The 23,948-nt window shown below is 68.3% G+C and carries 23 protein-coding genes; 6 read left to right on the top strand and 17 right to left on the bottom strand.

Translation table 11 applies throughout. The features are described 5' to 3' along the window. The first annotated feature begins 375 nt into the window (after positions 1–375). Together ACFTWF_RS10615 and ACFTWF_RS10620 are read left to right on the top strand one after the other, a co-directional pair. Entirely contained in the window at positions 376–1,254 is an 879-nt protein-coding gene (locus ACFTWF_RS10615) for a lytic transglycosylase domain-containing protein (RefSeq protein WP_378461149.1), read from the top strand. A 23-nt stretch (positions 1,255–1,277) separates the two neighbouring features. Continuing rightward, the gene (locus ACFTWF_RS10620) at positions 1,278–2,414 is read left to right on the top strand and encodes an Mrp/NBP35 family ATP-binding protein (protein ID WP_378461150.1); all 1,137 of its coding nucleotides are present in this window, start codon (positions 1,278–1,280) and stop codon (positions 2,412–2,414) included. 66 nt (positions 2,415–2,480) lie between these two features. On the opposite strand, the gene tatB is transcribed toward ACFTWF_RS10620, so the two are convergent. From tatB to sigE, 4 genes are all read right to left on the bottom strand, one after another. Beyond that, positions 2,481–2,906 (bottom strand): Sec-independent protein translocase protein TatB, encoded by a 426-nt coding sequence (gene tatB, locus ACFTWF_RS10625; protein ID WP_378461151.1) that lies wholly within the window; start codon positions 2,904–2,906, stop codon positions 2,481–2,483. Positions 2,907–2,975: 69 nt separating this feature from the next. After that, positions 2,976–4,496 carry a trypsin-like peptidase domain-containing protein gene (locus ACFTWF_RS10630; protein WP_378461152.1) on the bottom strand — a complete coding sequence of 507 codons (1,521 nt, stop codon included), beginning with the start codon at positions 4,494–4,496 and terminating at the stop codon, positions 2,976–2,978. Positions 4,497–4,589: 93 nt separating this feature from the next. Next, positions 4,590–4,952, bottom strand: a complete 363-nt coding sequence (locus ACFTWF_RS10635) for an RNA polymerase subunit sigma-70 (RefSeq protein WP_378461153.1) — start codon at positions 4,950–4,952, stop codon at positions 4,590–4,592. 16 nt (positions 4,953–4,968) lie between these two features. After that, entirely contained in the window at positions 4,969–5,601 is a 633-nt protein-coding gene (sigE, locus tag ACFTWF_RS10640; RefSeq protein WP_378461154.1) for an RNA polymerase sigma factor SigE, read from the bottom strand. Positions 5,602–5,883: 282 nt separating this feature from the next. Here sigE and ACFTWF_RS10645 point away from each other — a divergent pair, with 282 nt between their 5' ends. Further along, positions 5,884–6,522: an O-methyltransferase gene (locus tag ACFTWF_RS10645; protein WP_378461155.1), complete on the top strand. Its 639-nt coding sequence runs from the start codon at positions 5,884–5,886 to the stop codon at positions 6,520–6,522. Position 6,523: 1 nt separating this feature from the next. Here ACFTWF_RS10645 and glgC read toward each other — a convergent pair whose 3' ends face one another. Next, entirely contained in the window at positions 6,524–7,738 is a 1,215-nt protein-coding gene (gene glgC / locus ACFTWF_RS10650; RefSeq protein WP_005239253.1) for a glucose-1-phosphate adenylyltransferase, read from the bottom strand. 121 nt (positions 7,739–7,859) lie between these two features. Here glgC and glgA point away from each other — a divergent pair, with 121 nt between their 5' ends. Continuing rightward, a complete protein-coding gene (gene glgA, locus ACFTWF_RS10655) occupies positions 7,860–9,029 on the top strand; it encodes a glycogen synthase (RefSeq protein WP_378461156.1) in 1,170 nt (389 codons plus the stop codon). 9 nt (positions 9,030–9,038) lie between these two features. Here glgA and ACFTWF_RS10660 read toward each other — a convergent pair whose 3' ends face one another. The 11 genes from ACFTWF_RS10660 to ACFTWF_RS10710 form a co-directional block, all read right to left on the bottom strand. Continuing rightward, the gene (locus tag ACFTWF_RS10660) at positions 9,039–9,881 is read right to left on the bottom strand and encodes a putative RNA methyltransferase (protein WP_378461157.1); all 843 of its coding nucleotides are present in this window, start codon (positions 9,879–9,881) and stop codon (positions 9,039–9,041) included. 90 nt (positions 9,882–9,971) lie between these two features. After that, positions 9,972–10,139 (bottom strand): DUF3117 domain-containing protein, encoded by a 168-nt coding sequence (locus ACFTWF_RS10665; RefSeq protein ID WP_003936084.1) that lies wholly within the window; start codon positions 10,137–10,139, stop codon positions 9,972–9,974. Between the two features lie 150 nt (positions 10,140–10,289). Then, positions 10,290–10,862 carry a DNA-3-methyladenine glycosylase I gene (locus tag ACFTWF_RS10670; RefSeq protein ID WP_378461158.1) on the bottom strand — a complete coding sequence of 191 codons (573 nt, stop codon included), beginning with the start codon at positions 10,860–10,862 and terminating at the stop codon, positions 10,290–10,292. Then, a complete protein-coding gene (locus ACFTWF_RS10675; RefSeq protein ID WP_378461159.1) occupies positions 10,859–11,170 on the bottom strand; it encodes a DivIVA domain-containing protein in 312 nt (103 codons plus the stop codon). The genes ACFTWF_RS10670 and ACFTWF_RS10675 overlap by 4 nt, the downstream gene beginning before the upstream one ends. A 52-nt stretch (positions 11,171–11,222) precedes the next feature. Next, positions 11,223–12,182: a glucosyl-3-phosphoglycerate synthase gene (locus tag ACFTWF_RS10680; protein WP_378461160.1), complete on the bottom strand. Its 960-nt coding sequence runs from the start codon at positions 12,180–12,182 to the stop codon at positions 11,223–11,225. Beyond that, positions 12,179–13,078 carry a dihydropteroate synthase gene (folP, locus tag ACFTWF_RS10685; RefSeq protein WP_378461161.1) on the bottom strand — a complete coding sequence of 300 codons (900 nt, stop codon included), beginning with the start codon at positions 13,076–13,078 and terminating at the stop codon, positions 12,179–12,181. The genes ACFTWF_RS10680 and folP overlap by 4 nt, the downstream gene beginning before the upstream one ends. 80 nt (positions 13,079–13,158) lie before the next feature. After that, positions 13,159–14,934, bottom strand: a complete 1,776-nt coding sequence (locus ACFTWF_RS10690) for a long-chain-acyl-CoA synthetase (protein WP_378461162.1) — start codon at positions 14,932–14,934, stop codon at positions 13,159–13,161. An 85-nt stretch (positions 14,935–15,019) separates the two neighbouring features. Further along, positions 15,020–15,577 (bottom strand): TIGR00730 family Rossman fold protein, encoded by a 558-nt coding sequence (locus tag ACFTWF_RS10695; protein ID WP_378461163.1) that lies wholly within the window; start codon positions 15,575–15,577, stop codon positions 15,020–15,022. Beyond that, the gene (locus tag ACFTWF_RS10700; protein ID WP_378461164.1) at positions 15,577–16,374 is read right to left on the bottom strand and encodes a TIGR00730 family Rossman fold protein; all 798 of its coding nucleotides are present in this window, start codon (positions 16,372–16,374) and stop codon (positions 15,577–15,579) included. The genes ACFTWF_RS10695 and ACFTWF_RS10700 overlap by 1 nt, the downstream gene beginning before the upstream one ends. 42 nt (positions 16,375–16,416) lie before the next feature. Further along, positions 16,417–17,490 carry a succinyl-diaminopimelate desuccinylase gene (dapE, locus tag ACFTWF_RS10705; protein ID WP_378461165.1) on the bottom strand — a complete coding sequence of 358 codons (1,074 nt, stop codon included), beginning with the start codon at positions 17,488–17,490 and terminating at the stop codon, positions 16,417–16,419. A 35-nt stretch (positions 17,491–17,525) separates the two neighbouring features. Next, positions 17,526–18,479: an SMP-30/gluconolactonase/LRE family protein gene (locus ACFTWF_RS10710; protein ID WP_378461166.1), complete on the bottom strand. Its 954-nt coding sequence runs from the start codon at positions 18,477–18,479 to the stop codon at positions 17,526–17,528. A gap of 143 nt (positions 18,480–18,622) precedes the next feature. On the opposite strand from ACFTWF_RS10710, the gene dapD reads away from it, so the two are divergent. Both dapD and ACFTWF_RS10720 read left to right on the top strand, forming a co-directional pair. Then, a complete protein-coding gene (gene dapD / locus ACFTWF_RS10715) occupies positions 18,623–19,576 on the top strand; it encodes a 2,3,4,5-tetrahydropyridine-2,6-dicarboxylate N-succinyltransferase (RefSeq protein ID WP_185728727.1) in 954 nt (317 codons plus the stop codon). A 31-nt stretch (positions 19,577–19,607) separates the two neighbouring features. Beyond that, a complete protein-coding gene (locus ACFTWF_RS10720) occupies positions 19,608–20,972 on the top strand; it encodes an amino acid permease (protein WP_378461167.1) in 1,365 nt (454 codons plus the stop codon). Positions 20,973–20,999: 27 nt separating this feature from the next. Here ACFTWF_RS10720 and ACFTWF_RS10725 read toward each other — a convergent pair whose 3' ends face one another. After that, on the bottom strand, positions 21,000–23,945 hold the full coding sequence (locus ACFTWF_RS10725) for an amino acid adenylation domain-containing protein (RefSeq protein ID WP_378461177.1): 2,946 nt from the start codon (positions 23,943–23,945) through the stop codon (positions 21,000–21,002). Positions 23,946–23,948 lie beyond the last annotated feature (3 nt).

The following is a 23,948-nucleotide window of genomic DNA, read 5'->3' on the forward strand; positions in this document are numbered from 1 at the left end:
GGGGGGGGGGCGGCCGCCCCCCGGGGGGGGGGGGCGCCCGGCGCCCCCGGGGGGGGGGCCGGGGCGGGGGGGGGGCCCCGGTTCTCCCCCCGCCGGGCCCCGCCGCCCCGGTGGGGCCCGCGGGCCCCGCGGCGGCGTGTTGCGGGTAGCTCGGTCGGTCCGGCAGGCCGACGTCCTCGACACTCGGCAACTCTCGGTTGCTGGCGTGACCTTGCCGTGTTCGTTACCCTCGCGTACGTGCCTTTCGAGTAACGGAAGCCCCCGATGCAAGTTCGTTTGATCACGGTTGGATAACGGAAATGTATCGAATCAGGTAGCCTCGATCCGGTCAGTTGAACGGAACACCCCGAGACGGGGGTCGCAGGAGGCAATCGAGTGGGTCGGCACAACAAGAAGACGGACTCTCATATCCGCCGCAATTCGGTCATCGCGCTTACCGGGCTGGTCCCCATCGGACTGATCACCGCAGCCAACACAGCCGGCGCGACACCCAAGGTGCCCTTCCTCTCCACGAGCTCCTCGTCCGAGGTCGCCGACGTCGCCGAGCAGGCGCCCGCCGCCGTTCCCGAGGCCGCGGAGTCGATCACTCCCGTAGCCGAGACTGCAGCGGAAGCTGCGCCCGCAGCGCAGGAGGCCGCCGCTCCGCCGGCACTCGCGCCCGTCCAGGCCACCCCTCCCCTCCCGACGAGCATCGCCCAGGGCGCACTCGGCATCCCGGCGATCAACGTCTCGGCCTACCAGAACGCCGAGCGCATGCTCGCGGTCGAACAGCCGAACTGCCACATGTACTGGACGCTCATCGCCGGAATCGGCCGCGTCGAATCCACCCACGCCTACGACGGCAAGGCCGACGACAAGGGCAACATGCTCGAGCCCGTCCTCGGCCCCGTCCTCGACGGGTCACTCGGCGGCAACAATGTGATCCGCGACACCGACGGCGGCAAGCTGGACGGCGACCCCAACTACGACCGCGCCGTCGGACCCACCCAGTTCCTGCCCGAGACCTGGAACCACTACGCGGGCGACGGAAACGGCGACGGCGTCGCCGACCCGCAGAACCTCTTCGACTCCGCGCTGACCACCGGAAAGTACCTGTGCGACGGCGGATTGGACGTTCGCGACCCGATTCAGGCCGCCAAGGCGGTGCACCGCTACAACAACTCCGCCGCCTACGTGGCCAACGTGCTCGCGTGGTCGGCGGGCTACTCCAGCGGCATCATCCCGGCCGCCGCGGACCTGCCGCGCATCCACTGAGCGCACATCCTTACGATTGAGTCATGTCAGTCCTGAGTGAGTCCGCTGTACGTAGCGCCCTGGCGCGCGTCCAGGATCCCGAGATCCGGAAACCGATCACCGAACTCGGGATGGTCAAGAGCGTCGACATCGCAGCCGACGACAGCGTCGACATCACGATCTACCTGACCACCGCCGGCTGCCCGATGCGGACCGAGATCAGCGACCGCGTCACCAAAGCCGTCGCGGACGTCCCCGGCGTCGGCGCGATCCGGGTCGAACTGGACGTGATGAGCGACGAGCAGCGCACCGAACTCCGTAAGTCGCTGCGCGGCGACTCGGCCGAACCGGTCATTCCATTCGCCCAGCCCGGCTCCCTCACCCGCGTCTACGCTGTCGCGTCCGGTAAGGGCGGCGTGGGCAAATCCAGCGTCACCGTCAATCTGGCCGCCGCACTGGCGGCACGCGGACTGTCGGTGGGCGTTCTCGACGCCGACATCTACGGCCATTCCGTTCCCCGCATGCTCGGCACCGACGCCAAGCCCACGCAGGTGGAACGCATGATCATGCCGCCCGTCGCACACGACGTGAAGATGATCTCCATCGCCCAGTTCACCCAGGGCAACACCCCGGTGGTGTGGCGCGGTCCGATGCTGCACCGCGCGCTGCAGCAGTTCCTCGCCGACGTCTTCTGGGGCGATCTGGACGTTCTGCTCCTCGACCTGCCGCCCGGCACCGGTGACGTGGCCATCTCCGTCGCTCAGCTGATCCCCGGCGCGGAGATCCTCGTCGTCACCACGCCGCAGCAGGCCGCGGCCGAGGTCGCCGAGCGCGCCGGCGCCATCGCACTGCAGACCCGTCAGCGCATCGTCGGTGTCGTCGAGAACATGTCCTGGATGGATATGCCGGACGGCAGCCGGATGGACATCTTCGGTTCCGGCGGCGGCCAGGCCGTCGCCGACCGTCTCACCAAGGCCGTGGGCGCGAAGGTGCCGCTGCTGGGCCAGATCCCACTCGAGCAGGCGGTCCGTGAGGGCGGCGACGGCGGAGTTCCCATCGTCCTCGGCCACCCGGACTCACCGGCCGCGTCGGCGCTCCGCGACATCGCGGACAAGCTGGCCGTGCGCAAGCGTGGACTCGCGGGAATGTCGCTGGGAATCGACACCACCCGCCACCTCTAGGCGCTCCGCGCTCGTGCGCCTTTTCGGTTGCTGGAGCAACCAGAAGGGCGCACGGGCGCGAAGCGCCTATGTCGCGTCGAGGTCGATCGGGGGACGCTCGCCGGCCGCCAGGGGCTTGTTCTGCGGTGCAGTGGGCGTCGACGGGTCGGCGCTCACCGCTTTCGTTCCCGGTTTCTCGAACGACACAGAATTCGGCTTGTCGAAGTTGCCGGTGAAAATCGAATCGTCACCGTCGAGCAGATGCTTGGTGATGACGGCGCGTGGAGTCATGCCGCGCAGCTGATTGAGGTCGGACAGCGGCTTGCGGAGATCCTCGAACTCCGGACCGAGCTCGTCCTTGAGCTGCTGGCTCGCGCCGCTCGCATACTCACGGACCTGCCGCAGAGATTTCGTCACCCAGCTGACCGCACCTGGCAGCCGCTCGGGTCCCAAGATGACCAGAGCCGCGACGAGGAGGACCATGAACTCGCCCCAACCAATGTTGCCGAACACGTGGTCAGCCTACTGTGCGGTGCGGGTCGGTGCCCAGGTGGCGAAGCGATCTCACAGCAACCTCTCGAGTCAGTCGGAGGCCGGGGTCACGTCGACATCGACCAGTCGACCCTCGCGGATCAGCTGAACCCGGACAGGTTCGCCGATCTTCTGCAGGTTGACGGCGACGACGAGTTCGTCGGCGCTGGTGACCGTGCGGTCGCCGACCTTCACGATCACATCGTTCTCGACCACACCCGCCCGCGCGGCCGGGCTGTCCGAGCGGACGTTGGCCACCTGCGCGCCGCTGGTGTTGTCGTTGACCACGGTGCGGGCATTGACGCCGATGTCCGGGTGATGCATCTGCCCGTCCCGGATGAGCGTCTGCGCGACCGTCGTGACGTCGTCGATCGGGATCGCGAATCCGAGGCCGACCGAACCACCCGACTCACTGAGCATGGCGGTGTTGATGCCGATCACCCGGCCCGTGTCATCGACGAGCGCGCCGCCCGAGTTGCCGTGGTTGATGGCGGCGTCCGTCTGGACGGCATCGATGACGGCATTCGTGTCGGAGCCTTCCCCGGACAACCGCATCGGGCGGTGCAGGGCGCTGACGATTCCGCGGGTGACGGTCTTGCTGAGGCCGAGCGGGGAGCCGACGGCAACGACGTCCTCACCCACCTGCACGTCCCCGGACCTGCCGAGTTCCGCGACCGTCAGGTTGTCGGCGGACACTTTGAGGACGGCCAGGTCGGTCTTGATGTCGCGGCCGACGATCTGCGCCTCGGCCTTGGTGCCGTCGGAGAAGATCACTTGGATCTTGCCACCGTCGGGAGCGGTGGCCGCGGCGGAGATGACGTGATTGTTGGTGACGATGTAGCCGGCGCCGTCGATGACGACACCCGAACCGGTGCTGCCCTGGTCGCCGACCGCCACCTGAATGGACACGACGGCGGGGAGGACGGCATCGGCGACCTGCGCGACGGGCGACTGTCCGAGGTCTTCGTCGCCGCCACCCTGGACGAGGGTGACGCTCTGGCTGGTGAGCGAACTGCGGTCGGCGGTGATCACGGCGGCGAGGAGCCCGCCGACCAGACCGATCGCGAGTGCGAGTCCGCCCAGCGTGACGAGTGCCCTCGGGGCCACCTTGCCGCCGAACAGGACCTCGCGGGCACTGAGTGCAGGTGCGGGCGGACGGGTGCGTTCTTCGGCGTGCAGCGCCGGGGAGCCCAGCTCGACGCCCGCCTCGGGATCGCGCCAGGGGTCGGCGGGCGGGGCCGCATCCACGGGCGTCGCGGGCTTCTCGTGGGGATCTCGCTGGATGGTGTCCGTCTCGCCCTCGGGACGGCCGAACGCCTCCGCGAGCACCGGGTCCGGTGCCCCGGCCGTGCGGAATTCGCTCTCACGCCGGGCATCCGACGGGGCGAAGGAACCGGTGACGCCGCCCGGTCTGCCGAACGCGCGACTGGACGCAGCATCGATCTTCGGCCGGTACACGGGCCGCGGATCGAGCCGCGGCGCATCGGCCGGGCGAAGCGTGCTCGACTCCTCCGACGCGGGACCGTCGGGTGCCGTCGTACCGGGACCCGGAGTCTTGTAATCCGCCGTCACGCTGTCGTGTCCCCCTCGTATGCGTCCGTCACAGCCCCAGTATCACCGATGGGCCGGCGGGCGCGAACACCGCCGTCATCGGTCCGGATGCGCTCAACGGCGCCGGCGCCGGGACCAGATCCGGCTGGTGATCGAGAACTCGCTCGTGGCCGGCGAATCCGCGGGGTGGGCGCCGAACGGGGGCTTGTCGGCGGGATCGCCCTGGTTGCAGCTGGGAATCTGGCTCAGCAGACCGAGAAGCCCCGAGGGCATCGCGACGTCGCCGCTGCGGCGCAGGGCACGCCGTGCCTGCTGCTGGGAGTCCACCTCGAACGCGCACTCGGCGCAGATCGTCAGGTGATGGGCGGCGCGCAGATAAGCGGACATGCGGAGTTCACCGTCGACGTAGGCGGCGATCGCCTCACTCGCCAAGTGTTCGGTGGAGCCAAACTGGCGAGGTACACGCCCCTGCGTCATTCGTCCCTCCTGGTAACTACCCGACGCCGATCTGATCGGAGTCAACCTTTCCGTTCACAGCCAGATGATCACGCAGAGCCTGCCTGCCGCGGTGGATACGGCTGCGCACGGTTCCGAGCTTCACACCCAGTGTGGCACCGATCTCCTCGTAGGACAGTCCTTCGATGTCACACAGCACGACCGCGGCACGGAACTCCGGGGCGAGTGAGTCGAGCGCTGCCTGCAGATCCGCGTCCAGGCGGGCGTCGTGGTAGATCTCCTCGGGGTTCGGCCCGTCGGCCGGGACACGATCGTAGTCCTCCGGCAGCGCTTCCATGCGGATGCGGTTACGACGGCGAACCATGTCGAGGAAGAGGTTGGTGGTGATGCGGTGCAACCAGCCCTCGAACGTGCCGGGCTGGTAGTCGGACAGCGAACGGAAGACCCGGATGAACGTGTCCTGGGTGAGGTCCTCGGCGTCCTGCGCGTCGCCCGACAGCCGGTAGGCCAGCCGGTAGACCCGGTCGCCGTGCTCGCGGACGAGTTCGTCCCAGGACGGCATGGCCGACTTCTCGCCTGTGGCGTCGAACACAGCGGTGCCGGTCAGCTCGGCGTCCGACAGCTGCTCATCGGTGTTCTTCTCGTCTGGAGCCATCGCGTGGTTGCTCATCGAGTTAAGTGGATCCTCCTACTCAGGACCGCAGATCACTGGACGTGGTATAGGCGTCAACTCCCGGGATCCGGGATTTGTTCCCGGGCCACCGGATTTTCCTCCGTCGTCGTGATCTCCCCGCCGGGCGGTCTTCGGATCTGGCGTTGGTCATACTCTTTCCCACCGCGATATGTGCGGGGTGTGAGCAAGCTGAGCTAATCCTGAGAATCGCGGCCGGGCGTGTCGCGGGATTGTGTCGAGCGCGCCTTGCAGCGGCGATGACGAGACCCCGATAGCCTCATGTGCGTGCAGACAAACGCCGAACGGATACTCACCCACGCAGAAGGGGCTGTCCGGGAAGACGAGGCCCTCGGTGCGGCCAGGGAGCGGGCGGACGACCTCGGTGCCGCGCCGGTACCTCCTGCGGTCGGTGCTGCCCTCGCCCTGTTTGCCCGCATGCTGGACGCCAAGACGGTCGTCGAGGTCGGAACCGGCGCCGGGGTGAGCAGCCTGTGGCTGCTCCGGGGGATGCGCGAGGACGGCGTCCTCACCACCATCGACAGCGAACCCGAGCACCAGCGGGCCGCCAAACTGTCGTTCCGGGCCAACGAGATCGCGCCCGCCCGGACGCGGCTGATCAACGGCCGGGCACTCGACGTCCTGCCGCGCCTCGCCGACGGGGCCTACGACCTGGTGTTCGTCGACAGCGCACCGGTCGACCACCCCCACTACGTCCGCGAGGGGGTCCGGCTACTGCGTCCGGGCGGCGCCATCGTGCTGCACAACGCCCTGCACGGGGGTCGCGTCGTCGATCCGAGCCAGCGTGACGCCGCGACCGTCGCCGTCCGCGAGGCGGCGAAGGCGCTCGCCGAGAACGACCAGCTGATCCGCGTGTTCCTGCCGATCGGCGACGGGCTGCTCTGCGCGTCCAAGCTGTGAGCTAGATCCACACGCCCTTGCCGATGGCGACGACTCCCCCGTTGCTGACGGCGAAGCGCTGCTTGTCGCGTTCGAGGTCGACGCCGATGATCTCACCGTCGCCGACGACCACGTTCTTGTCGAGGATCGCGCGGCGCACGACGGCGCCCTTGCCGATCCGCACCCCCGGCATGAGAACGCTGCCCTCCACGGTGGCACCGCTGTCGACCATGACGTTGGAACTGAGGACGGAGTTGCGGACCGTGGCCGCCGACAGGATGCACCCGGCGCCGACCACCGACTCCTGCGCGAGTCCGCCCTGCACGAACTTGGCGGGTGCCAGGTTCTCCGTCTCCCCGCGGATCGGCCAGCGGCGGTTGTAGAGGTTGAAGATCGGGTGGACCGACACGAGGTCCATGTGCGCGTCGTAGAACGCGTCGAGCGTCCCGACGTCGCGCCAATAACCCCGGTCGCGGTCGGTGGCGCCGGGGACGATGTTGTCCTTGAAGTCGTACACGGACGCTTCGCCCGCCTCGACGAGCGCGGGGATGATGTCGCCGCCCATGTCGTGGTCGGAGTCGGAATTCTCCGAGTCGGCCCGGATGGCGTCGACGAGCACCTTGGTGGTGAACACGTAGTTACCCATCGACGCGAACGTCATGTTGGGGTCGTCCGGGGTTCCCGGCGGATGCGCCGGCTTCTCGAGGAACTGCACGATGCGCCCGGACTCGTCGCTGTCGATACAGCCGAACGCGAACGCCTCGCTGCGCGGCACCCGGATCCCGGCCACCGTCACTCCGGCGCCCGATTCGATGTGATGCTGCACCATCTGCTCCGGGTCCATCCGGTACACGTGGTCGGCGCCGAACACCACGATGTACTCGGGGTCCTCGTCGTACACGAGGTTCAGCGACTGCAGGATCGCGTCCGCACTACCGGTGTACCAGCGCGGGCCCAGACGTTGCTGCGCGGGAACGGGAGTGATGTATTCCCCCGCGAACCCGGACAGTCGCCACGTCTGAGAGATGTGGCGGTCCAACGAGTGCGACTTGTACTGCGTCAGCACACACAGGCGGAGGTATCCCGCATTGACCAAATTGCTGAGCACGAAATCGATCAACCGGTAGGCGCCTCCGAAAGGCACAGCGGGCTTCGCCCGATCCGCGGTGAGCGGATAGAGACGTTTGCCCTCGCCGCCGGCGAGCACGATTCCAAGCACATGTGGCTGGCTCCTCACCCTGTCAACCTATCCGGCAGCCACTCCCCCCGCCAGCGAAGCGCCGAGTCACTGTTTCTCCGATACCTGAATGTGTCCGAGAGCGGTGGCCCGAAGCGGCCCGGACGGCTAGGTTAGGCCGGTGCGGGTGGCGATGATGACCAAGGAATACCCACCGGAGATCTACGGCGGTGCGGGTGTACACGTCACCGAACTGGTTGCTCAGTTGAAGCAGCTCTGTGAGGTGGACGTGCACTGTATGGGTGCTCCGCGCGTCGGAGCGGTCGTGCACACTCCCGACCCCGCGCTGGCAGGGGCCAATCCGGCGCTCGCGACGCTGTCCGCCGAATTGCGCATGGCCGACGCCGCAACCGGCGTCGACGTGGTGCACTCCCATACCTGGTACACCGGCCTCGCGGGCCATCTGGCCTCCGCGTTGTACGACGTGCCCCACATCCTCACCGCGCACTCCCTCGAGCCGCGGCGGCCGTGGAAGGCGGAGCAGCTGGGCGGCGGCTACCGCATCTCGTCCTGGTCCGAGCGCAACGCGGTGGAACACGCCGACGCGGTGATCGCCGTCAGCGCCGGAATGCGCCTCGACGTCCTCGACGCGTATCCGTTCGTCGACCCGCACCGGGTCCACGTGGTGCGCAACGGGATCGACACCTCCGTCTGGCATGCGGGACCGGCAGGCCCCGGACAGTCCGCGCTGGCGAAGATCGGCGTCGACCCCGGCAAGCCGATGGTGGCGTTCGTCGGCCGGATCACCCGGCAGAAGGGCGTCGGGCATCTCATCGCGGCCGCACATCAGTTCGCGCCCGACATCCAGCTGGTGCTGTGCGCCGGCGCACCCGACACACCTGAGATCGCCGCCGAGACCGAACAGGCCGTCGCCGCCCTCGCGGCCCACCGCGGCAACGTGTTCTGGGTGCGGGAAATGCTGCCCACCGACCAGGTGCGGGAGATCCTCTCGGCCGCAACCGTCTTCGTGTGCCCGTCCGTGTACGAACCGCTGGGCATCGTGAACCTCGAGGCGATGGCCTGCGAGACCGCCGTCGTGGCGTCCGACGTCGGCGGTATCCCGGAGGTGGTGGACGACGGGATCACCGGCCGTCTGGTGCACTACAACTCGTACGAGCCGGAGGCATTCGAACACGCGCTCGCGGAGGCGGTCAACGCGATCACCTCCGACGTGGGCACCGCCGCAGCCATGGGAAAGGCCGGGCGGGCACGCGCGATCGCCGAGTTCTCCTGGGCCGCCATCGCACAACAGACGCTCGACGTGTACCAGGACGCGCTGTCGCGGCGCTGAACGAGAAATTCAGAGCCGGGTGTAGGTCGACACCGTCACCGACGCCGTCACCGGATACTCCTGCGGGAGGGCCGCGATCGACGACGCGAGCCGGTCCGGAGTGAGGTGGCGCGCCGACGGCCCCATCCCGACGAGCCGGGTGACGTCGAGGTGCGACAACGACATCGGGTACTCCACGGCGACGTGGTCGGTGCGCTCGAACCGCCCGGACATCGCCGCGCCGAGCCGCTCGACCTTGCGGTCGTCGACCCGGACCATGCCGAGCAGGTCCACCAGTTCCCCCAGGTGCCGCTCCGTCGGCGTGAGGACCACGAGGGAGCCGCGCTCGGCCAGCACCCGGTGCGCCTCGTCGGCGTTGCGGGGCGCGAACACACACAGGACATGATCGAGGGCGTGGTCGCGCACCGGAAGGTGTTGCCACACGTCGGCAACCACCGCTCCGGCGCGCGGGTGTGCCCGGGCGATCCGCCGCGCCGCGTACTTGGACACGTCGAGCCCGATTCCCCGCCCGGACGGGACGGCGTCGAGTACGCGCGCCAGGTAGTGGCCTGTCCCCGCGCCGATCTCGAGGATTCGCGAGTCGGCGCCGGGGTCGGTGCCGGCCACCACCGCGTCGGCGACCGCATCCATCAGCGGGTCGAAGCTGCCGCCTGTGAGGAACTCCGCTCGCGCGGCGATCATGTCGGGACTGTCGCCGTCGAACTTGCCACCGGCCCCGGTCATCAGGCTCACATAGCCCTGGCGCGCCACATCGAACGAGTGCCCTGCATCGCAGAGGACCACACCCTCGTCGAGTTCGACGCTCGCCCGGCATTGCGGGCACGCCAGCAGGTCGATCACATCGGCCAGCACGAACGTTCGCCTCCCCGTCCCGGACATGACGCAGGCCCCGCACCGAGAACGGCGACGGGGCCTGCCCTGTGAGGGTCTGTCCGCACTCGACTAACTGGTGACGCCCTTGAGCTCTTCACCGAGTGCCGCAGCTTCCTCCGGGGTGAGCTCGACAACCAGACGTCCACCACCCTCGAGCGGAACCCGCATGACGATTCCTCGTCCCTCTTTGGTTGCTTCGAGGGGACCGTCCCCGGTCCGGGGCTTCATGGCCGCCATCCTCTGCTCCCTCCAGATCTGCGCTGCCTGCTTGCGCCTCGACAAATTTTGGCACCCCGCCAACACTCGGCGAGGCTTGTGTCATCCATTCTTCCCTATGGACACGAGTACCGGGAACCTGAGTCACAAATAGGCAGGTCCACCGGCAGTTCAGGCGGTGATCGGCACCCAGCAGGCGGCGACGTGATCGTCTACCATCCCGGTGGCTTGCATGAGCGCGTACGCGGTGGTAGGCCCCACAAACTTGAAACCCCGGCGCTTCAATTCCTTCGCCATCGCGGTGGACTCGGGTGTGACCGCGGGCACGTCGTTCACGGTGGCGGGACGGCTCGGGCGCGGCGGCGGGGCGAACGACCACAGCAGCGTGTCGAGGTCCGTGTCCGACAACTCCAGGAGAGCCCGCGCGTTGCTCACCGACGCCTCGATCTTGGCCCGGTTCCGCACGATCGACGCGTCCCCCAGCAGACGCTCGACGTCCCGTTCCGTGTACCGCGCGACCGCCTCCGGGTCGAACCCGGCGAACGCCTCCCGGAAGGCCTCCCGCTTGCGAAGAATCGTGATCCACGACAGTCCCGACTGGAACGCTTCGAGGCACAGCCGTTCGTACAGTTCGTCGCGGCCGTGCAGTGGGCGACCCCACTCGTGGTCGTGGTAGTCGCGGTACAGCCGGGACCCGTCCGTGTCGACTGCCCACGCACACCGCACCCGGTCCTCGGCGCTCACCGGGCGTCACCCGGATCTTCGGACGCGGATTCGACTGCCGCCAACTGTTCACGCAGCGAATCGATTTCACGTCCCAGCCGGGCCAGCGCCCAGTCGACCTCGCTGGCCTTGTATCCCCGCAGCGTCTGCTGGAACCGCAACGCTTCCACGTCGGCGCCCGTCACGCCCTCGGCGGGGAGGGCGGTGAGTGTGGTGCCGGGCGGCAGTGGCGCGAGCTCCTCGGAACGGCCGAACACCGCACTGGCGGCGAGGAACAGCATCGCGCCGACGAACGCCATGACGAGCAGATAGAGCAGGGCTGTCACCATGCTCCGATCCTGTCACGGACGTCCGACAGCATCCTCCCTCAGGTGTGCGCGGTCAGGGGCATACCGTGTTCATCGGCGGACGATCGGCCAGCGCGACGTCCGTCGTGGTCGGAACGAACGAGTCGCCGTCCACCAGGAACTGGGTCAGCCCCGCCCCGGAGTCGGGCACTCCGCAGCGGCGCATCATCGTGCCGATGATCTGCCTGCTCATCACCCCGAGTTCGGACAGCGGGCGGTTGCGGTGCTTGCGCACCCCGAGATTGACCTGGCCGATCGCACCGAGGCCGAGCCGGTCGTAGGTGTCGAGCAGCAGCCCGATCTCGACGCCGTAGCCGGGAGCGAACGGTACCGCCGACAGCAACTCCCGGGTGCCCGCGTACTCACCGCCCAGCGGCTGCAGCACGCACGTCAGTTCCGGACGCAGCGAGGCCAGCATCGGCCGGGCCACGAGTTCCGTCACCCGGCCGCCGCCGTTGGCGTCCTCCGTCCCGCTGACGCGGAGCGGACGCCGGTAATAGCCCTTCACCAGATGGATGCCGTCCGTAGTCAGCAGCGGTCCGAGCAACTTCGGGACGAACGCCGGATCCGGGTTGATCAGATCCGAGTCGACGAACGCGATGAGATCGCCGGTGCTCGCGGCGACCGACCGCCACAGCACCTCGCCCTTGCCCGCCACGGGAGGGAACGCCGGAACCGCCTCCTCCCGGCTGATCACGGTGGCACCCGCGGCCCGTGCCCGCTCCGCCGTCAGGTCCGTCGAGCCGGAATCGAGCACGATCAGCTCGTCCACCAGCCCGCCGAGCAGCGGGTGGATGGTGTCGACCACCGCGGCGACGGTCTCCTCCTCGTTGAGTGCGGGCAGGACCACCGACACGGTGCGCCCCGCCTTGGCCCGTTCGAGTTCGGCGATGCTCCACGACGGCTGGTCCCAGCTGTTCGCCTCGGCCCAGGAACGCGGGGGCCGCTCCTCCGCCACCATCGTGCGGGCCGCCCGGGCCCCCACGGCACTCATGCCAGCCCCCGCACGGTGCGGGACGGGGCGCGTCGGCCCTGAATCGCGGCCACCATGTCCACCACTCGACGCGTGGGGGCAACTTCGTGGACACGGAAGACGCGGGCGCCTCCTGCGGCGGCCATAGCTGTCGCTGCCAATGTTCCCTCCAACCGCTCGACGAGATCTACACCTAGAGTCTCCCCGACGAAGTCCTTGTTGCTCAGCGCCATGAGCACCGGCCATCCCGTATTTACAAGATCTTCCACTCGCCGCAACAACTCGAGCCCGTGATAGGTGTTTTTCCCGAAATCGTGGGTCGGATCGATGAGGATCGAATCGGCGGGCACCCCCAGGCGGGCCGCGTTCTCGGCGGCCGACACCACTTCGCCGAGGACGTCGGCGACGACGTCGGGGTAGCGGACGCGGAACGGCCGGGTCCGCGGGACCGCTCCCCCGGTGTGGGAACAGACGATGCCGGCGCCCGTCTCCGCGGCCACTTCGACCAGTGCCGGGTCGGCACCGGCCCACGTGTCGTTGATGAGATCGGCGCCCTCGGCGACGGCCAGCCGGGCCACGTCGCTGCGCCAGGTGTCGACGCTGATGAGCAATTCCGGGTAGCGCTCGCGGATCGCGGCCACGAACGGCACCACCCGCCGGGTCTCCTCCGCCGAGTCGACGACGTCACCCGGCCCGGCCTTCACGCCGCCGATGTCGACGAGGTCGGCGCCCTCGTCCACGGCCCGCTCGACCGCCGACATCGCCGCGGCGTCGGTGAAGGTGGCACCGCGGTCGTAGAACGAATCGGGTGTCCGGTTCACGATGGCCATCACGAGTGCACGATCGACCGCTACGGGCCGCCCGCACAGCGTGGGCGACGGGCGGTCGGGCTCGGGCGGTAACTGTCTCTCGGCCATGGTGTCAATATTGGCACGCAGGTTTCGCTGCGCCTTCGGCGCTCGTGAGTACTTGTCAACCGCCCGACGTTAAGAAGTACTCACGAGCGCGGCAGCGCACCCTTCGCGACCTCGTCGACGTATCCGTCGTACGAGGGCTTGTAACCGTCGCTGCGCCCGGCCAGGACGTGCAACGTCCCGGTGTCCTCGACGTCGTAGCCCTCCTTGCGGAGTTCCACCTTGCGACTCTTGAACGTCGACGTCTGCTCCAGCGAGTCGACGACGCGGACGAACAGCGGCACCGCGTACGACGGCAGCCGGGAGAACAGCAGCTCCGCCACGTCCGGGCCGTCGAACTTCTCGTTCTCGTGCAGGGTGACCGCGGCCATCCCCGCGCGACCGTCGGTTCCGGGGATCTCGACACCGTAGACGACGGCGTGCTCGACCGCGGGGTGCGCGAGGAGCGCGCCCTCGACCTCGGTGGTCGCGACGTTCTCGCCCTTCCAGCGGAACGTGTCGCCGAGTCGGTCGACGAACGCGACGTGCGACCACCCCTGACGGCGCACGAGGTCGCCGGTGTCGAACCAGCAGTCGCCGTCGTCGAATCCGTCGCGGACGAGCTTCTTGTCGGTCGCCTCCTCGTCGGTGTACCCGTCGAACGGGGCCCGGTCCGTGACCTTCGACAGCAGCAACCCCACCTCGCCGGTGCGGACCTTCCGCAGTTTGCCGTCGGAGTGCCGCCGGGGCGATCCGCTGTCCTCGTCGTACTCGACGACGGCGTGCGGAAGTGGGCAGATGCCCGCGGTCTTGTCGACGTTGAGGGCGTTGACGAAGGCGATGTTGCACTCGCTCGCGCCGTAGAACTCGGCGACCCGGGAGATCCCGAACCGGGTGGTGAACTCGTCCCAGATTTCCGGGCGGAGACCGTTTCCGACCATCAGCCGGATGTCGTTGTCGCGGTCGCCAGGCTGCTCGGGCTGGTTCAGCAGGTAGCGGCACAGCTCGCCGATGTAGGTGAACGCGGTGGCCCGGTTCAGTGCGACGTCGGCCCAGAACTTCGATACCGAGAACTGCTTTCCGAGGGCGAGTGTGGCACCCGACGCCAGGACCGACGACAGCGAGACCGTCAGCGCGTTGTTGTGGTACAGCGGAAGGCAGCAGTAGAGGACGTCGCTGCCGCGGAGCCGGACTCCCATGTTGCCGAGCCCGGACATGCTCTTGAGCCAGCGGAAGTGGCTCATCAGGCTCGCCTTGGGCAGTCCCGTGGTGCCCGAGGTGAAGATGTAGAAGGCCTTCTCCTTGGCCTGGATCTGCTCGCACACCTCGGGGTTGTCGTCGGCGGCGCTCTCCGCGAGGCGGTCGAGGTCGTCGTAGCACATGACCGACTCCGCCGCGGGCGGTTTCTCTAGCGAGTCCACGGCCTCGCCGCAGGATTCGGATACCACCAGCACCCGGCTCTCGAGCAGCGAGATGCTGTGCGCGAGGACGTCTCCGCGCTGGTTGTGGTTGAGCATCCCGGCGGCGGCGCCGAGTTTGACGGCGGCGAGCGCGATGAGCAGCGTCTCGGGCGAGTTCTTGCCCAGGATCCCGACGACGTCCCCGCGGGACACTCCGCGGTCGGCGAGGACGTGGGCGTACCGGTTGACCCGGATGTTCGCGTTCCGGTAGCTCAACGAGTTGCCCTCGAACCGCAGGAAGGTGCGGCGCGGGTGCGCCGCGGCGGCGCGCTGGAAGACGAGCCCGATCGATTCCTTGGCGTCGGGGGTCCGGATCAGCCCGAGAACCCCTCTCGCCATGATCGGCAGCTCCGGGATCATGGCCGGCAGCCGCCAGGCGAGGTCGACCAGGCTGATCGTCGAACGAGCTTCAGAACGCATGACATCCCCTCGGGCGTGCAGTATGAGTCAGGTCACCTTACTGCACGGTAAGAACGCGCGCCACGACGCGGACGGACGACCGGCCTCAGGAGACACAGGCGTCCAGCGCTGCCCCCACGTCCGACCGGACGAGCAGCCGATCGAGAGCGCGCTGCGCGACGAACCCGCCCCCACGCAGCCCGTCGAGCCAGTCCAGCAGCCCCGTGTAGTGACCGTGGGGATCGAGCAGCACGACGGGCTTCTCGTGCATGCCGAGATAACCCGCGGTCCAGGTTTCGAACAGCTCCTCGAGCGTGCCGATGCCGCCGGGCAGCGTGACGAACGCGTCGGCCCGGTCCTCCATGACCTGCTTGCGCTGACGCATCGTGTCCGTGACCACCAGCTCGTCGGCGTCGACGTCGGCGACTTCCCGGTGCACCAGCGCTTTCGGGATCACGCCGACGGTCGTCGCACCGGCGGCCCGGGCGGCCTCGGCCACCGCTCCCATCATCGAGACGTTGCCACCGCCGGACACGAGTTGCCAACCGCGCTTACCGATTTCGGCGCCCACCTGGGCGGCGAGTTCCAGGAAGTGGTCGCCCACCGGCCCGGAGGCGCAGTAGACGCATACCGAGAACGGCTGCACTGGAACGCTTTCCGGCATCACCACTGGTCCTCCGTTCCGAGCAGGGCAGCCTCGTCGACACCCTGCTGGGATTTGACGACGATCTGCACCGCTTCCTCCACGCTGTCCGTGACGTGCAGCAGGTTGACGTCGCCCTCCGAGATCTTGCCGCTGCGTTCGAGGGTCCCGCGGATCCAGTCCACGAGCCCGGACCAGAACTCGGTGCCGAACAGGATGATCGGGAACCGGGTGACCTTGCGTGTCTGCACCAGGGTCAGCGCCTCGAACAGCTCGTCGAGCGTCCCGAAGCCGCCGGGCAGGCAGATGAACGCCTGCGAGTACTTCACGAACATCGTCTTGCGGGCGAAGAAGTACCGGAAGTTGATGCCGAGGTCGACCCACTCGTTGAGGCCCTGCTCGAACGGCAACTCGATGCCGAGGCCGATGGAGTATCCACCCGATTCGCTGGCACCGCGGTTGGCGGCCTCCATGACACCGGGACCCCCGCCGGTGATGACGGCGTATCCGGCCTCGGCCAGGCGTGCACCCAGCGCCCGTCCCGCCTCGTACTCGGAGTGACCGGGCTCGGTGCGGGCGGACCCGAACACGGTGACCGCACGCGGCACCTCAGCAAGGGCACCGAACCCTTCGACGAACTCGCTCTGGATCCGCAGGACCCGCCACGGGTCGGTGTGCACCCAGTCGGTCCGCCCCCGCTCGTCGAGCAACTGCTCGTCGGTGGTGGTCTCGTCCTTGCGGGCGCGCCTCAACTGCACCGGACCCCGGTGCTTCACGGACGAGGACTTCCGTCCGTAATTGTTCTTCTCGGGTGCCATGCGCCCCAGGCTAACGGTTGGCCCGGCGGGGGCACCGGGCAGTCACGACGCGGTCAGGTAGGCGCGCAGCACCGCCGTGACGTCGGTGATCTGCTGCACGGGCACGTGCTCGTCCCGCTTGTGGGCGAGGTTCGGGTCGCCGGGACCGTAGTTGACGGCCGGGATGCCGAGCGCGGAGAACCGGGACACGTCCGTCCACCCGTACTTGGCGCGGAACTCGCCGCCCGCCGCCTCGATGAGGGCCGCGGCCGCCGGGTCGCTCAAACCGGGCAGGGCGCCCGGCGAGAGGTCCGTGACCTCGAAACCCAGCTCGAGACCGTCGAAGACCTCCCGCACGTGGTCGATGGCCTGCTCGGCGCTGCGGTCGGGGGCGAAGCGGAAGTTCACATCCATCTCCGCGGCGTCCGGGACGACGTTGCCCGCGACTCCGCCCGCGATCCGCACGGCGGACATCCCCTCCCGGTAGACGCAGCCGTCGATGTCCACCGACCGCGGCGTGTAGCCCGACAGCCGCTGCAGGACCGGGGCGAACCGGTGGATCGCGTTGTCACCGAGCCACGACCTCGCGGAATGCGCGCGGGTACCGCGGGTGGTGAGCGTCACCCGCAACGTGCCCTGGCAACCCGCCTCGATGAGCCCGCCCGTCGGCTCGCCGAGAATCGCGACGTCCGCGCGCAGCCACTCGGGGATCTCGCGCTCGATCCGGCCGAGCCCGTTGTGGACGGCCGCGATCTCCTCGCAGTCGTAGAACACCAGGGTCAGGTCGTGCGCGAGGTTCTCCACGGTGGCGGCGAGATGCAGGAACACCGCGTCCCCCGACTTCATGTCGACTGTTCCGCAGCCGTGCAGCAGTTCGCCCTCACGCCGCGACGGCACGTTGTCGGCGATCGGCACGGTGTCGAGGTGGCCGGCGAGCATCACCCGGCTCGGCAGCCCCCGATCGGTGCGGGCGAGCACCGCGTTGCCGTTGCGGATGATTTCGAACCCGGCGGTCTGTTCCCGCAGCGCCGACTCGACGGCGGCGGCGATCGCCGATTCGTCGTGCGAGACGCTCGGAATGTCCACCAGGGCGGCGGTGAGGTCGATGGGGTCGGCGTGAAGGTCGAGTGTGCTCACCCGTCCACCCTAGGCGGACGCCCCGTCACGGGTGCTCAGGCGTCGAAGCCCCCGGGAATCTCGTAGATCGCCCCGTCGAAGCCGACCCGGTACAGGCGCCCGGCCGAGAAGCCGGTCGCACCCTTTCCGTACGTGACGACGCTGGAGGTCGGCAGGCCCGACCCGAGGACGCAGTACCGTCCGGGCGCGTCGATCCGCCAGATCTCGCCGCGGGCGTTGGCGGGCACGACCGGGCGGCCCTTCGAGTCGAGGGTCAGGCCGTCGGGTGCGGCGAGGACGTCGCCACCGGACAGGTCGAGGATGCTCTCCGGCGCGCCCGGGTTCGCCAGCGGGATCCGGCTCACCCCGGGATTCACGAATGTCCGCGACACGTACAGGTACCGGTCGTCGGCACCAAGCACCGCACCGTTCGCGCTGGGCAGCGTCGCCCAGTTCGGTTCGACCCGGCCGTCCGGGAACACCCGGCCGATCTGGGTGCCGAAGTCGTTGGTGGCGTAGGCGATTCCGTCGGCCGCCACATCGAGCCCGTTCGCCGCGCTCAGCCCCGAGGCGAACGGCGTGAGCACGTTCGTCGCGGTGTTCAGCTTCGCGATCGCGCCCGGGCGGAGGAAGTCGCCGAGCAGCACCCGGGCGTCCGCGCCGTACCCGACGAGCAGTGATCCGTCCGTCGCCCACGCGAGTGCGCCCGCACCGCCGCTCGGCACCGTCGCGACGGGCACGGCCGCCGCGCCGGGGGCGTCGAGCCGGAAGACGCGACCGCTGACGAGGTCGGTGGTGTAGAGGCGGCCGGCGTCGTCGACCGTCGCGCCCTCGAGCGCAGCACCCGGAATACTGCCCACCCGAACGGGCGCCTGACCCGCGCCCGGACAGGTCGGCGCGGCGACCGCGATCGACGGGGCCGCGACCGAGACCGCCCCGGCGAGGAGTGCACCCGCTGCGGCCACCCGCAGCGTGCTTCGCAACGAACGACCGAACTGTGGAACGCGCATTCTCACAACCTTCCCGACAGGGTTCGCAGACAGCCCGTGCATCGTCTCCCATCGCGGCCGAACCCGCTCGGTTTCGAATCGATCACGCGCCGATAACGACCGGCTGGGAATGTGCGAGTAATGAGGCAGTAACCTTTAGTGCCGTGAGCACACAGGGAGCATCAGCAGTAGGCATCGCCAACGTGACCGTCGGCGGCACCGTTCTCGACACCTGGTTTCCGGCGCCCGAGCTCGGGAACTTCGCCGAGGCGGGCACCCAGCGGATCGAGGGTGGCGACATCCCCTCCGACCTGGCGCTTCTCGCCGGACCCGACGAGGCACGCGAGGTCGACCAGGTCGTGGTGCGCACCACCATCGCCGACCTGTCGGCGCCGCCGGCCGACGCCCACGACGCGTACCTGCGCCTTCACCTCCTCTCCCACCGCCTCGTGACGCCCCACGGCGTCAACCTCGACGGCCTGTTCGGCTTGCTGTCCAATGTGGTGTGGACCAACTTCGGCCCCTGCGCGGTCGAGGGCTTCGAGAAGGTGCGCTCGCGTCTGCGGATCCGCGGCGTGGTCACCGTGTTCGGTGTCGACAAGTTTCCGCGGATGGTCGACTACGTCGTCCCGTCCGGCGTCCGGATCGCCGACGCCGACCGTGTGCGCCTCGGCGCCCACCTCGCGAGCGGCACCACCGTGATGCACGAGGGCTTCGTCAATTTCAATGCCGGCACGCTCGGCAACTCCATGGTCGAAGGCCGGATCTCCGCGGGCGTCGTCGTCGACGACGGATCCGATGTGGGCGGCGGCGCGTCGATCATGGGCACCCTGTCCGGTGGCGGCAAGGAGACCATCTCCGTCGGCAAGCGCTGCCTGCTCGGCGCCAACGCGGGTCTCGGTATCTCGCTCGGCGACGACTGCGTGCTCGAGGCCGGCCTGTACGTGACCGCGGGCACCAAGGTCACCGGCCCGGACGGCACCGTCGTGAAGGCCAAGGACCTCAATGGCCAGTCCAATCTGCTCTTCCGCCGCAACTCCGTCTCCGGCGCCGTCGAGGTCGTGCCGTGGAAGGGCACCGGCGTGGAACTGAACGCGGCTCTGCACGCAAACGACTGACACTGTGAGCGGCACGCGGACACCCGGCACCATGACCGATTCGACCAGCACCCTCGGCCGGGGCCTGAAGGTCCGTCATCTCACGATGATGGGCCTCGGGTCCGCGATCGGTGCCGGACTGTTCCTCGGGACCGGTGTCGGCATCGCGACGGCCGGTCCCGCCGTCCTCGTCTCGTACCTTCTCGCCGGCATCATCGTGGTCTTCGTGATGCGCATGCTCGGCGAGATGGGGGCAGCGATCCCCGCCAGCGGCTCCTTCTCGCACTATGCGCGGATCGGGATCGGCGACTGGGCCGGGTTCGTGATGGGGTGGCTCTACTGGTTCATGCTGATCATGGTGCTCGGCGCCGAGATCACCGGCGCCTCCGGCATCGTGAGCGGCTGGCTGCCCGGGGTGCCGCAGTGGGTCGTCGCGCTCGTGTTCGTGATCTTCTTCGCGGCGGTCAACCTCGCGAAGGTCAGCAACTTCGGCGAGTTCGAGTTCTGGTTCGCCGCCATCAAGGTCACCGTCATCATCGGATTCCTGGTGATCGGCGTGCTGCTCGTGTTCGGCCTGCTTCCGGACACGGAACCGGTCGGCACCACCAACCTCTTCGGCCACGGCGGATTCATGCCCGAAGGCTTCGCCGGGGTCGCCGCGGGACTGCTGGTGGTGGCATTCGCGTTCGGCGGCATCGAGATCGTGACCATCGCGGCCGCCGAGTCGGAGGACCCCGAACGCTCGATCGCGGTGGCGGTGCGCAGCGTCGTCTGGCGCATCAGCGTCTTCTACCTGGGCTCCATCTCCATCATGGTCCTGGTTCTCCCCTGGGATTCGTCGGACCTGAAGAGCGGACCGTTCGTGGCGGTGCTCAACCAGGCGCACATTCCGTACGTGGCCGGGTTCATGGAACTGGTGGTCGTGGTCGCGTTGCTGTCGGCGTTCAACGCCAACATCTACGGCACGTCGCGGATGGCGTACTCGCTGTCCCGTCGCGGCGACGGTCCCGCATTCATGGACCGGATCTCGAATACGGGTGTCCCGTTGAACGCGGTGCTGCTGTCGGTGTTCTTCGGTTTCGTCAGCGTGCTGCTCAACTGGTGGCTCCCCGACGACCTCCTCGGGCTTCTCCTGAACGCCGTCGGTTCGGCCCTCCTGGTCATCTGGATCTTCATCGTCGTCTCGCACCTGAAGTTGCGCCCGCAGCTCGAACGCGAGGGCAAGCTCACCGTGCGGATGTGGCTCTTCCCGTGGCTCAGCTACCTCACGCTCGCGATGCTCGGTGGATTCGTCGTGCTGATGCTGTTCGACACCGACGCCCGCACCCAGCTGATCTCGACGTGCGTCCTGTTCCTCGTCATCGCGGCGCTCGGTGTGCTCAACACCCGGCTGCGCAGGCGTTCCCAGCCGGTGTGACTCCGGGCCGGACACCGCGTCCGGCCATCAGCCGTCCGACTGTCGTGTGTGCCGACCCGGTGTGGCCAGTTCGTGCTCGATGATCTGCGCGATCTCGGCGACGGGACGGGGCTGGTCCATATCGGCATGCGTGCTGTGGACGTCGTGAGCCCGGATGTCACCGGTGACGAAGGGGCGCCACCCATCGGACGAGGACTCGCCCGAGGTCGATCCGTCATCCGTCGATGTCGGACGGAGAAACACTAGGTCACCGTGATACATCTGCGGTACGTGATCGGCAGACAGCCGTAGGTCGTTCCGATAGATCGCACGTGCGGCATCCCAGATGGGCGCGGTATCGGGCGAATCGACGACCTCGCCGTACCGGCTCTGCGCCCATGCCCGGATCGCGTGATGAATGTTCTCATCCGAAGGCGCCGACTCGGCGGTGAGGGGACCCCCGGCACCGGGGACGCTGTCCATCATCGCGAGGAGGGCAACTTCGCGCCCCTGGCGTTCCAGTGCGGTGGCGATCGCGTGGGCGACCAGGCCGCCGAACGACCATCCCAGCAGTAGGAACGGACCGTCGTCCTGAACCGTGAGGATCTGCTCGAGATAGTCGGCGGCCATCGCCTCGATCGACTTCGGTAGCGGCGTCACTCCATCGAAGCCCCGTGCTTGCAGACCATATATGGGCTGGTCGGGGAGGTGGGCACGAAGGCCCATGTAGCACCAGCTCAGTCCGCCGCCCGGGTGGACACACCACAGCGGCGGTCCGGATCCTTCGCTTCGGATCGGCAAGATGACCGCGAACGGATCGAGCAGGCCGGGTTCGATTTCCTCCCCCAGGCGGGGTACCAGTTCGGCGATCGTCGGCGACTCGAAGATCACCCGGATGGGGACCTCCACCCCCGCCACCGACCGAATCCGGCTCACCAGCCGCGTCGCCGACAACGAATGCCCGCCCAGGTCGAAGAAGCTGTCATCGATCCCCACCCGGGAAACTCCGAGAACCTCGGCGTAGAGCGCCGCCAGCGTCTTCTCCACCGGTGAGCGCGGTGCCCGGAACGCCGCACCGGTGAACTCCAGGGCCGGCAACGCTTTCCGATCCAGTTTCCCGTTCACCGTCACCGGCAACCGGTCCACCACCACCACCGCCGCCGGAACCATGTAGTCCGGCAGCATCCCGGCCACGAAACGACGAACCTCGACACCTGTGCCGTTGCCAGCCCTGTCAGACACCACGTAAGCGCCCAATTCGGTTCCGGTGGTAGTGTCCCGGGCCACCACCACCGCCTGTGTCACGGCCGGATGTTCCAGGAGAACTGCCTCGATCTCCGCGGGTTCGACCCGGAATCCACGAATCTTGACCTGCTCGTCCGACCTGCCGCAGAACTCGAGCATGCCGCCGGCGGTCCAGCGCACGAGGTCCCCGGATCGATACATTCGTGCACCCACCGGTCCGAACGGGCACGCGACGAACCGCTCCGCCGTCAACCCCGGCCGACCCAGATAGCCGCGGGCCAACTGGGCCCCGGCGATATACAGCTCCCCCACCACACCCACCGGAACCGGAACCAAACCCGCACCCAGCACGAACACCCGCGTATTGCCCACGGGCGCCCCGATCGGCACACTCACCCGGCCGGCGAGTTCACCCTCGGGTAGCACGAAGGTTGTCGCGAAGACCGTCGTCTCGGTCGGCCCGTACCCGTTGACCAGGACCGGAGGATTGGAGCGCTCGCCCCGATACCATCCCCGCAACCCGGCCGGATCCAGCACCTCCCCGCCGAACACCACCAACCGCAGCACCGATTCCGCCCCCACCGCGGGATCGTCACGCTCGACCTCGGCGAACGCGTAGAACGCCGACGGCGTCTGGCCGAGAACCGTCACCCGCTCCCGAATCACGGCCTCCCACAAGGCGACCGGCGAACGCACCACGTCCCACGGCATCACCACAACCCGGGCCCCGTGCACCAACGCACCCCACAACTCCCACACCGAGAAGTCGAACGCCACCGAATGACACCACCCCCACACGTCCCCGGCATCGAAACCCGCCCACCCTGCCGTACCGGCGAACAGCGACACCACACTGCGATGGGTCACGGCGACACCCTTCGGAACGCCCGTGGACCCCGACGTGTACATCACGTACGCGGTGTTGTCCGGTGACGGCGGTGTTGCGCGGTCGCTGTCATCGGGGTTTTCCTCCTCCGAATGCCCGCCCTCTTCGGAGATGGCGTCGAGAAGCAGTCGGGGGATGCCGTTGTCGGGCAACATGCTTTCGGTCGTGGTGTCCGTGAGAATCATGAGCGGAGCGGCGTCGGCGAGAATGGTCCGGGTGCGTGCATCCGGATAGTTCGGGTCGATCGAGAGATATGCGCCCCCAGCCCGGAGAGTAGCCAGTAGCGCGATGATCAACTCGGGTGAGCGCTCCAGTGCGACCGCTACCAGCGATTCGGGTCCGACACCCGCGCCGATCAGGCGGTGTGCAAGCCGATTCGCTCGACTGCTCAGCTCCCGATAGGTCAAGTTCCGGTCACCGAACGTGACCGCCACCGTTTCCGGAGACGCAGCCACCCGGGCTTCGAACAGTCCGGGAATCGTCGAGTTCGGTATCGTTGTGCGCGTGGCATTCCCACGGTCCAGCACACGTGTGCGTTCGTCGGGCTCGAGGATCTCGTACCCCTCGATCCGCCCCTGCGGATCCTCGACAATGCACCCGAGCAACCGCACATACCGGGCCGCGACGGACTCCACCGTGGCCCGGTCGAACAGGTCACTCGCGTACTCGACCACCCCCGCCAGACCCTGCTCCCCGTCGGGGGTGAGACTGAACGACAAATCGAAACGCGACGTCCCCGTCGGCGCCGGCACCACCTCCCACACCAAACCAGGGAACTCGACCTCGGGAAAAGCAGTGTTCTGCATCGCAAACGACACCTGAAAGAACGGATGATAGGCCGTCGAACGAGCCGGATTCAGCAACTC

Source organism: Rhodococcus sp. NPDC056960, from assembly GCF_042674125.1.
In the GTDB taxonomy this organism is placed as follows: Bacteria; Actinomycetota; Actinomycetes; order Mycobacteriales; family Mycobacteriaceae; genus Rhodococcus_F.

What these genes read in the sequence shown, in the direction of transcription:
- ACFTWF_RS10620 (WP_378461150.1), top strand. Translation starts at nt 1,278, where the DNA reads ATGTCAGTCCTGAGTGAGTCCGCTGTACGTAGCGCCCTGGCGCGCGTC.
- ACFTWF_RS10635 (WP_378461153.1), bottom strand. Translation starts at nt 4,952, where the DNA reads ATGACGCAGGGGCGTGTACCTCGCCAGTTTGGCTCCACCGAACACTTG.
- sigE (WP_378461154.1), bottom strand. Translation starts at nt 5,601, where the DNA reads ATGAGCAACCACGCGATGGCTCCAGACGAGAAGAACACCGATGAGCAG.
- ACFTWF_RS10645 (WP_378461155.1), top strand. Translation starts at nt 5,884, where the DNA reads ATGTGCGTGCAGACAAACGCCGAACGGATACTCACCCACGCAGAAGGG.
- ACFTWF_RS10665 (WP_003936084.1), bottom strand. Translation starts at nt 10,139, where the DNA reads ATGGCGGCCATGAAGCCCCGGACCGGGGACGGTCCCCTCGAAGCAACC.
- ACFTWF_RS10675 (WP_378461159.1), bottom strand. Translation starts at nt 11,170, where the DNA reads ATGGTGACAGCCCTGCTCTATCTGCTCGTCATGGCGTTCGTCGGCGCG.
- ACFTWF_RS10680 (WP_378461160.1), bottom strand. Translation starts at nt 12,182, where the DNA reads ATGAGTGCCGTGGGGGCCCGGGCGGCCCGCACGATGGTGGCGGAGGAG.
- folP (WP_378461161.1), bottom strand. Translation starts at nt 13,078, where the DNA reads ATGGCCGAGAGACAGTTACCGCCCGAGCCCGACCGCCCGTCGCCCACG.
- ACFTWF_RS10690 (WP_378461162.1), bottom strand. Translation starts at nt 14,934, where the DNA reads ATGCGTTCTGAAGCTCGTTCGACGATCAGCCTGGTCGACCTCGCCTGG.
- ACFTWF_RS10695 (WP_378461163.1), bottom strand. Translation starts at nt 15,577, where the DNA reads ATGCCGGAAAGCGTTCCAGTGCAGCCGTTCTCGGTATGCGTCTACTGC.
- ACFTWF_RS10700 (WP_378461164.1), bottom strand. Translation starts at nt 16,374, where the DNA reads ATGGCACCCGAGAAGAACAATTACGGACGGAAGTCCTCGTCCGTGAAG.
- ACFTWF_RS10710 (WP_378461166.1), bottom strand. Translation starts at nt 18,479, where the DNA reads ATGCGCGTTCCACAGTTCGGTCGTTCGTTGCGAAGCACGCTGCGGGTG.
- ACFTWF_RS10720 (WP_378461167.1), top strand. Translation starts at nt 19,608, where the DNA reads ATGACCGATTCGACCAGCACCCTCGGCCGGGGCCTGAAGGTCCGTCAT.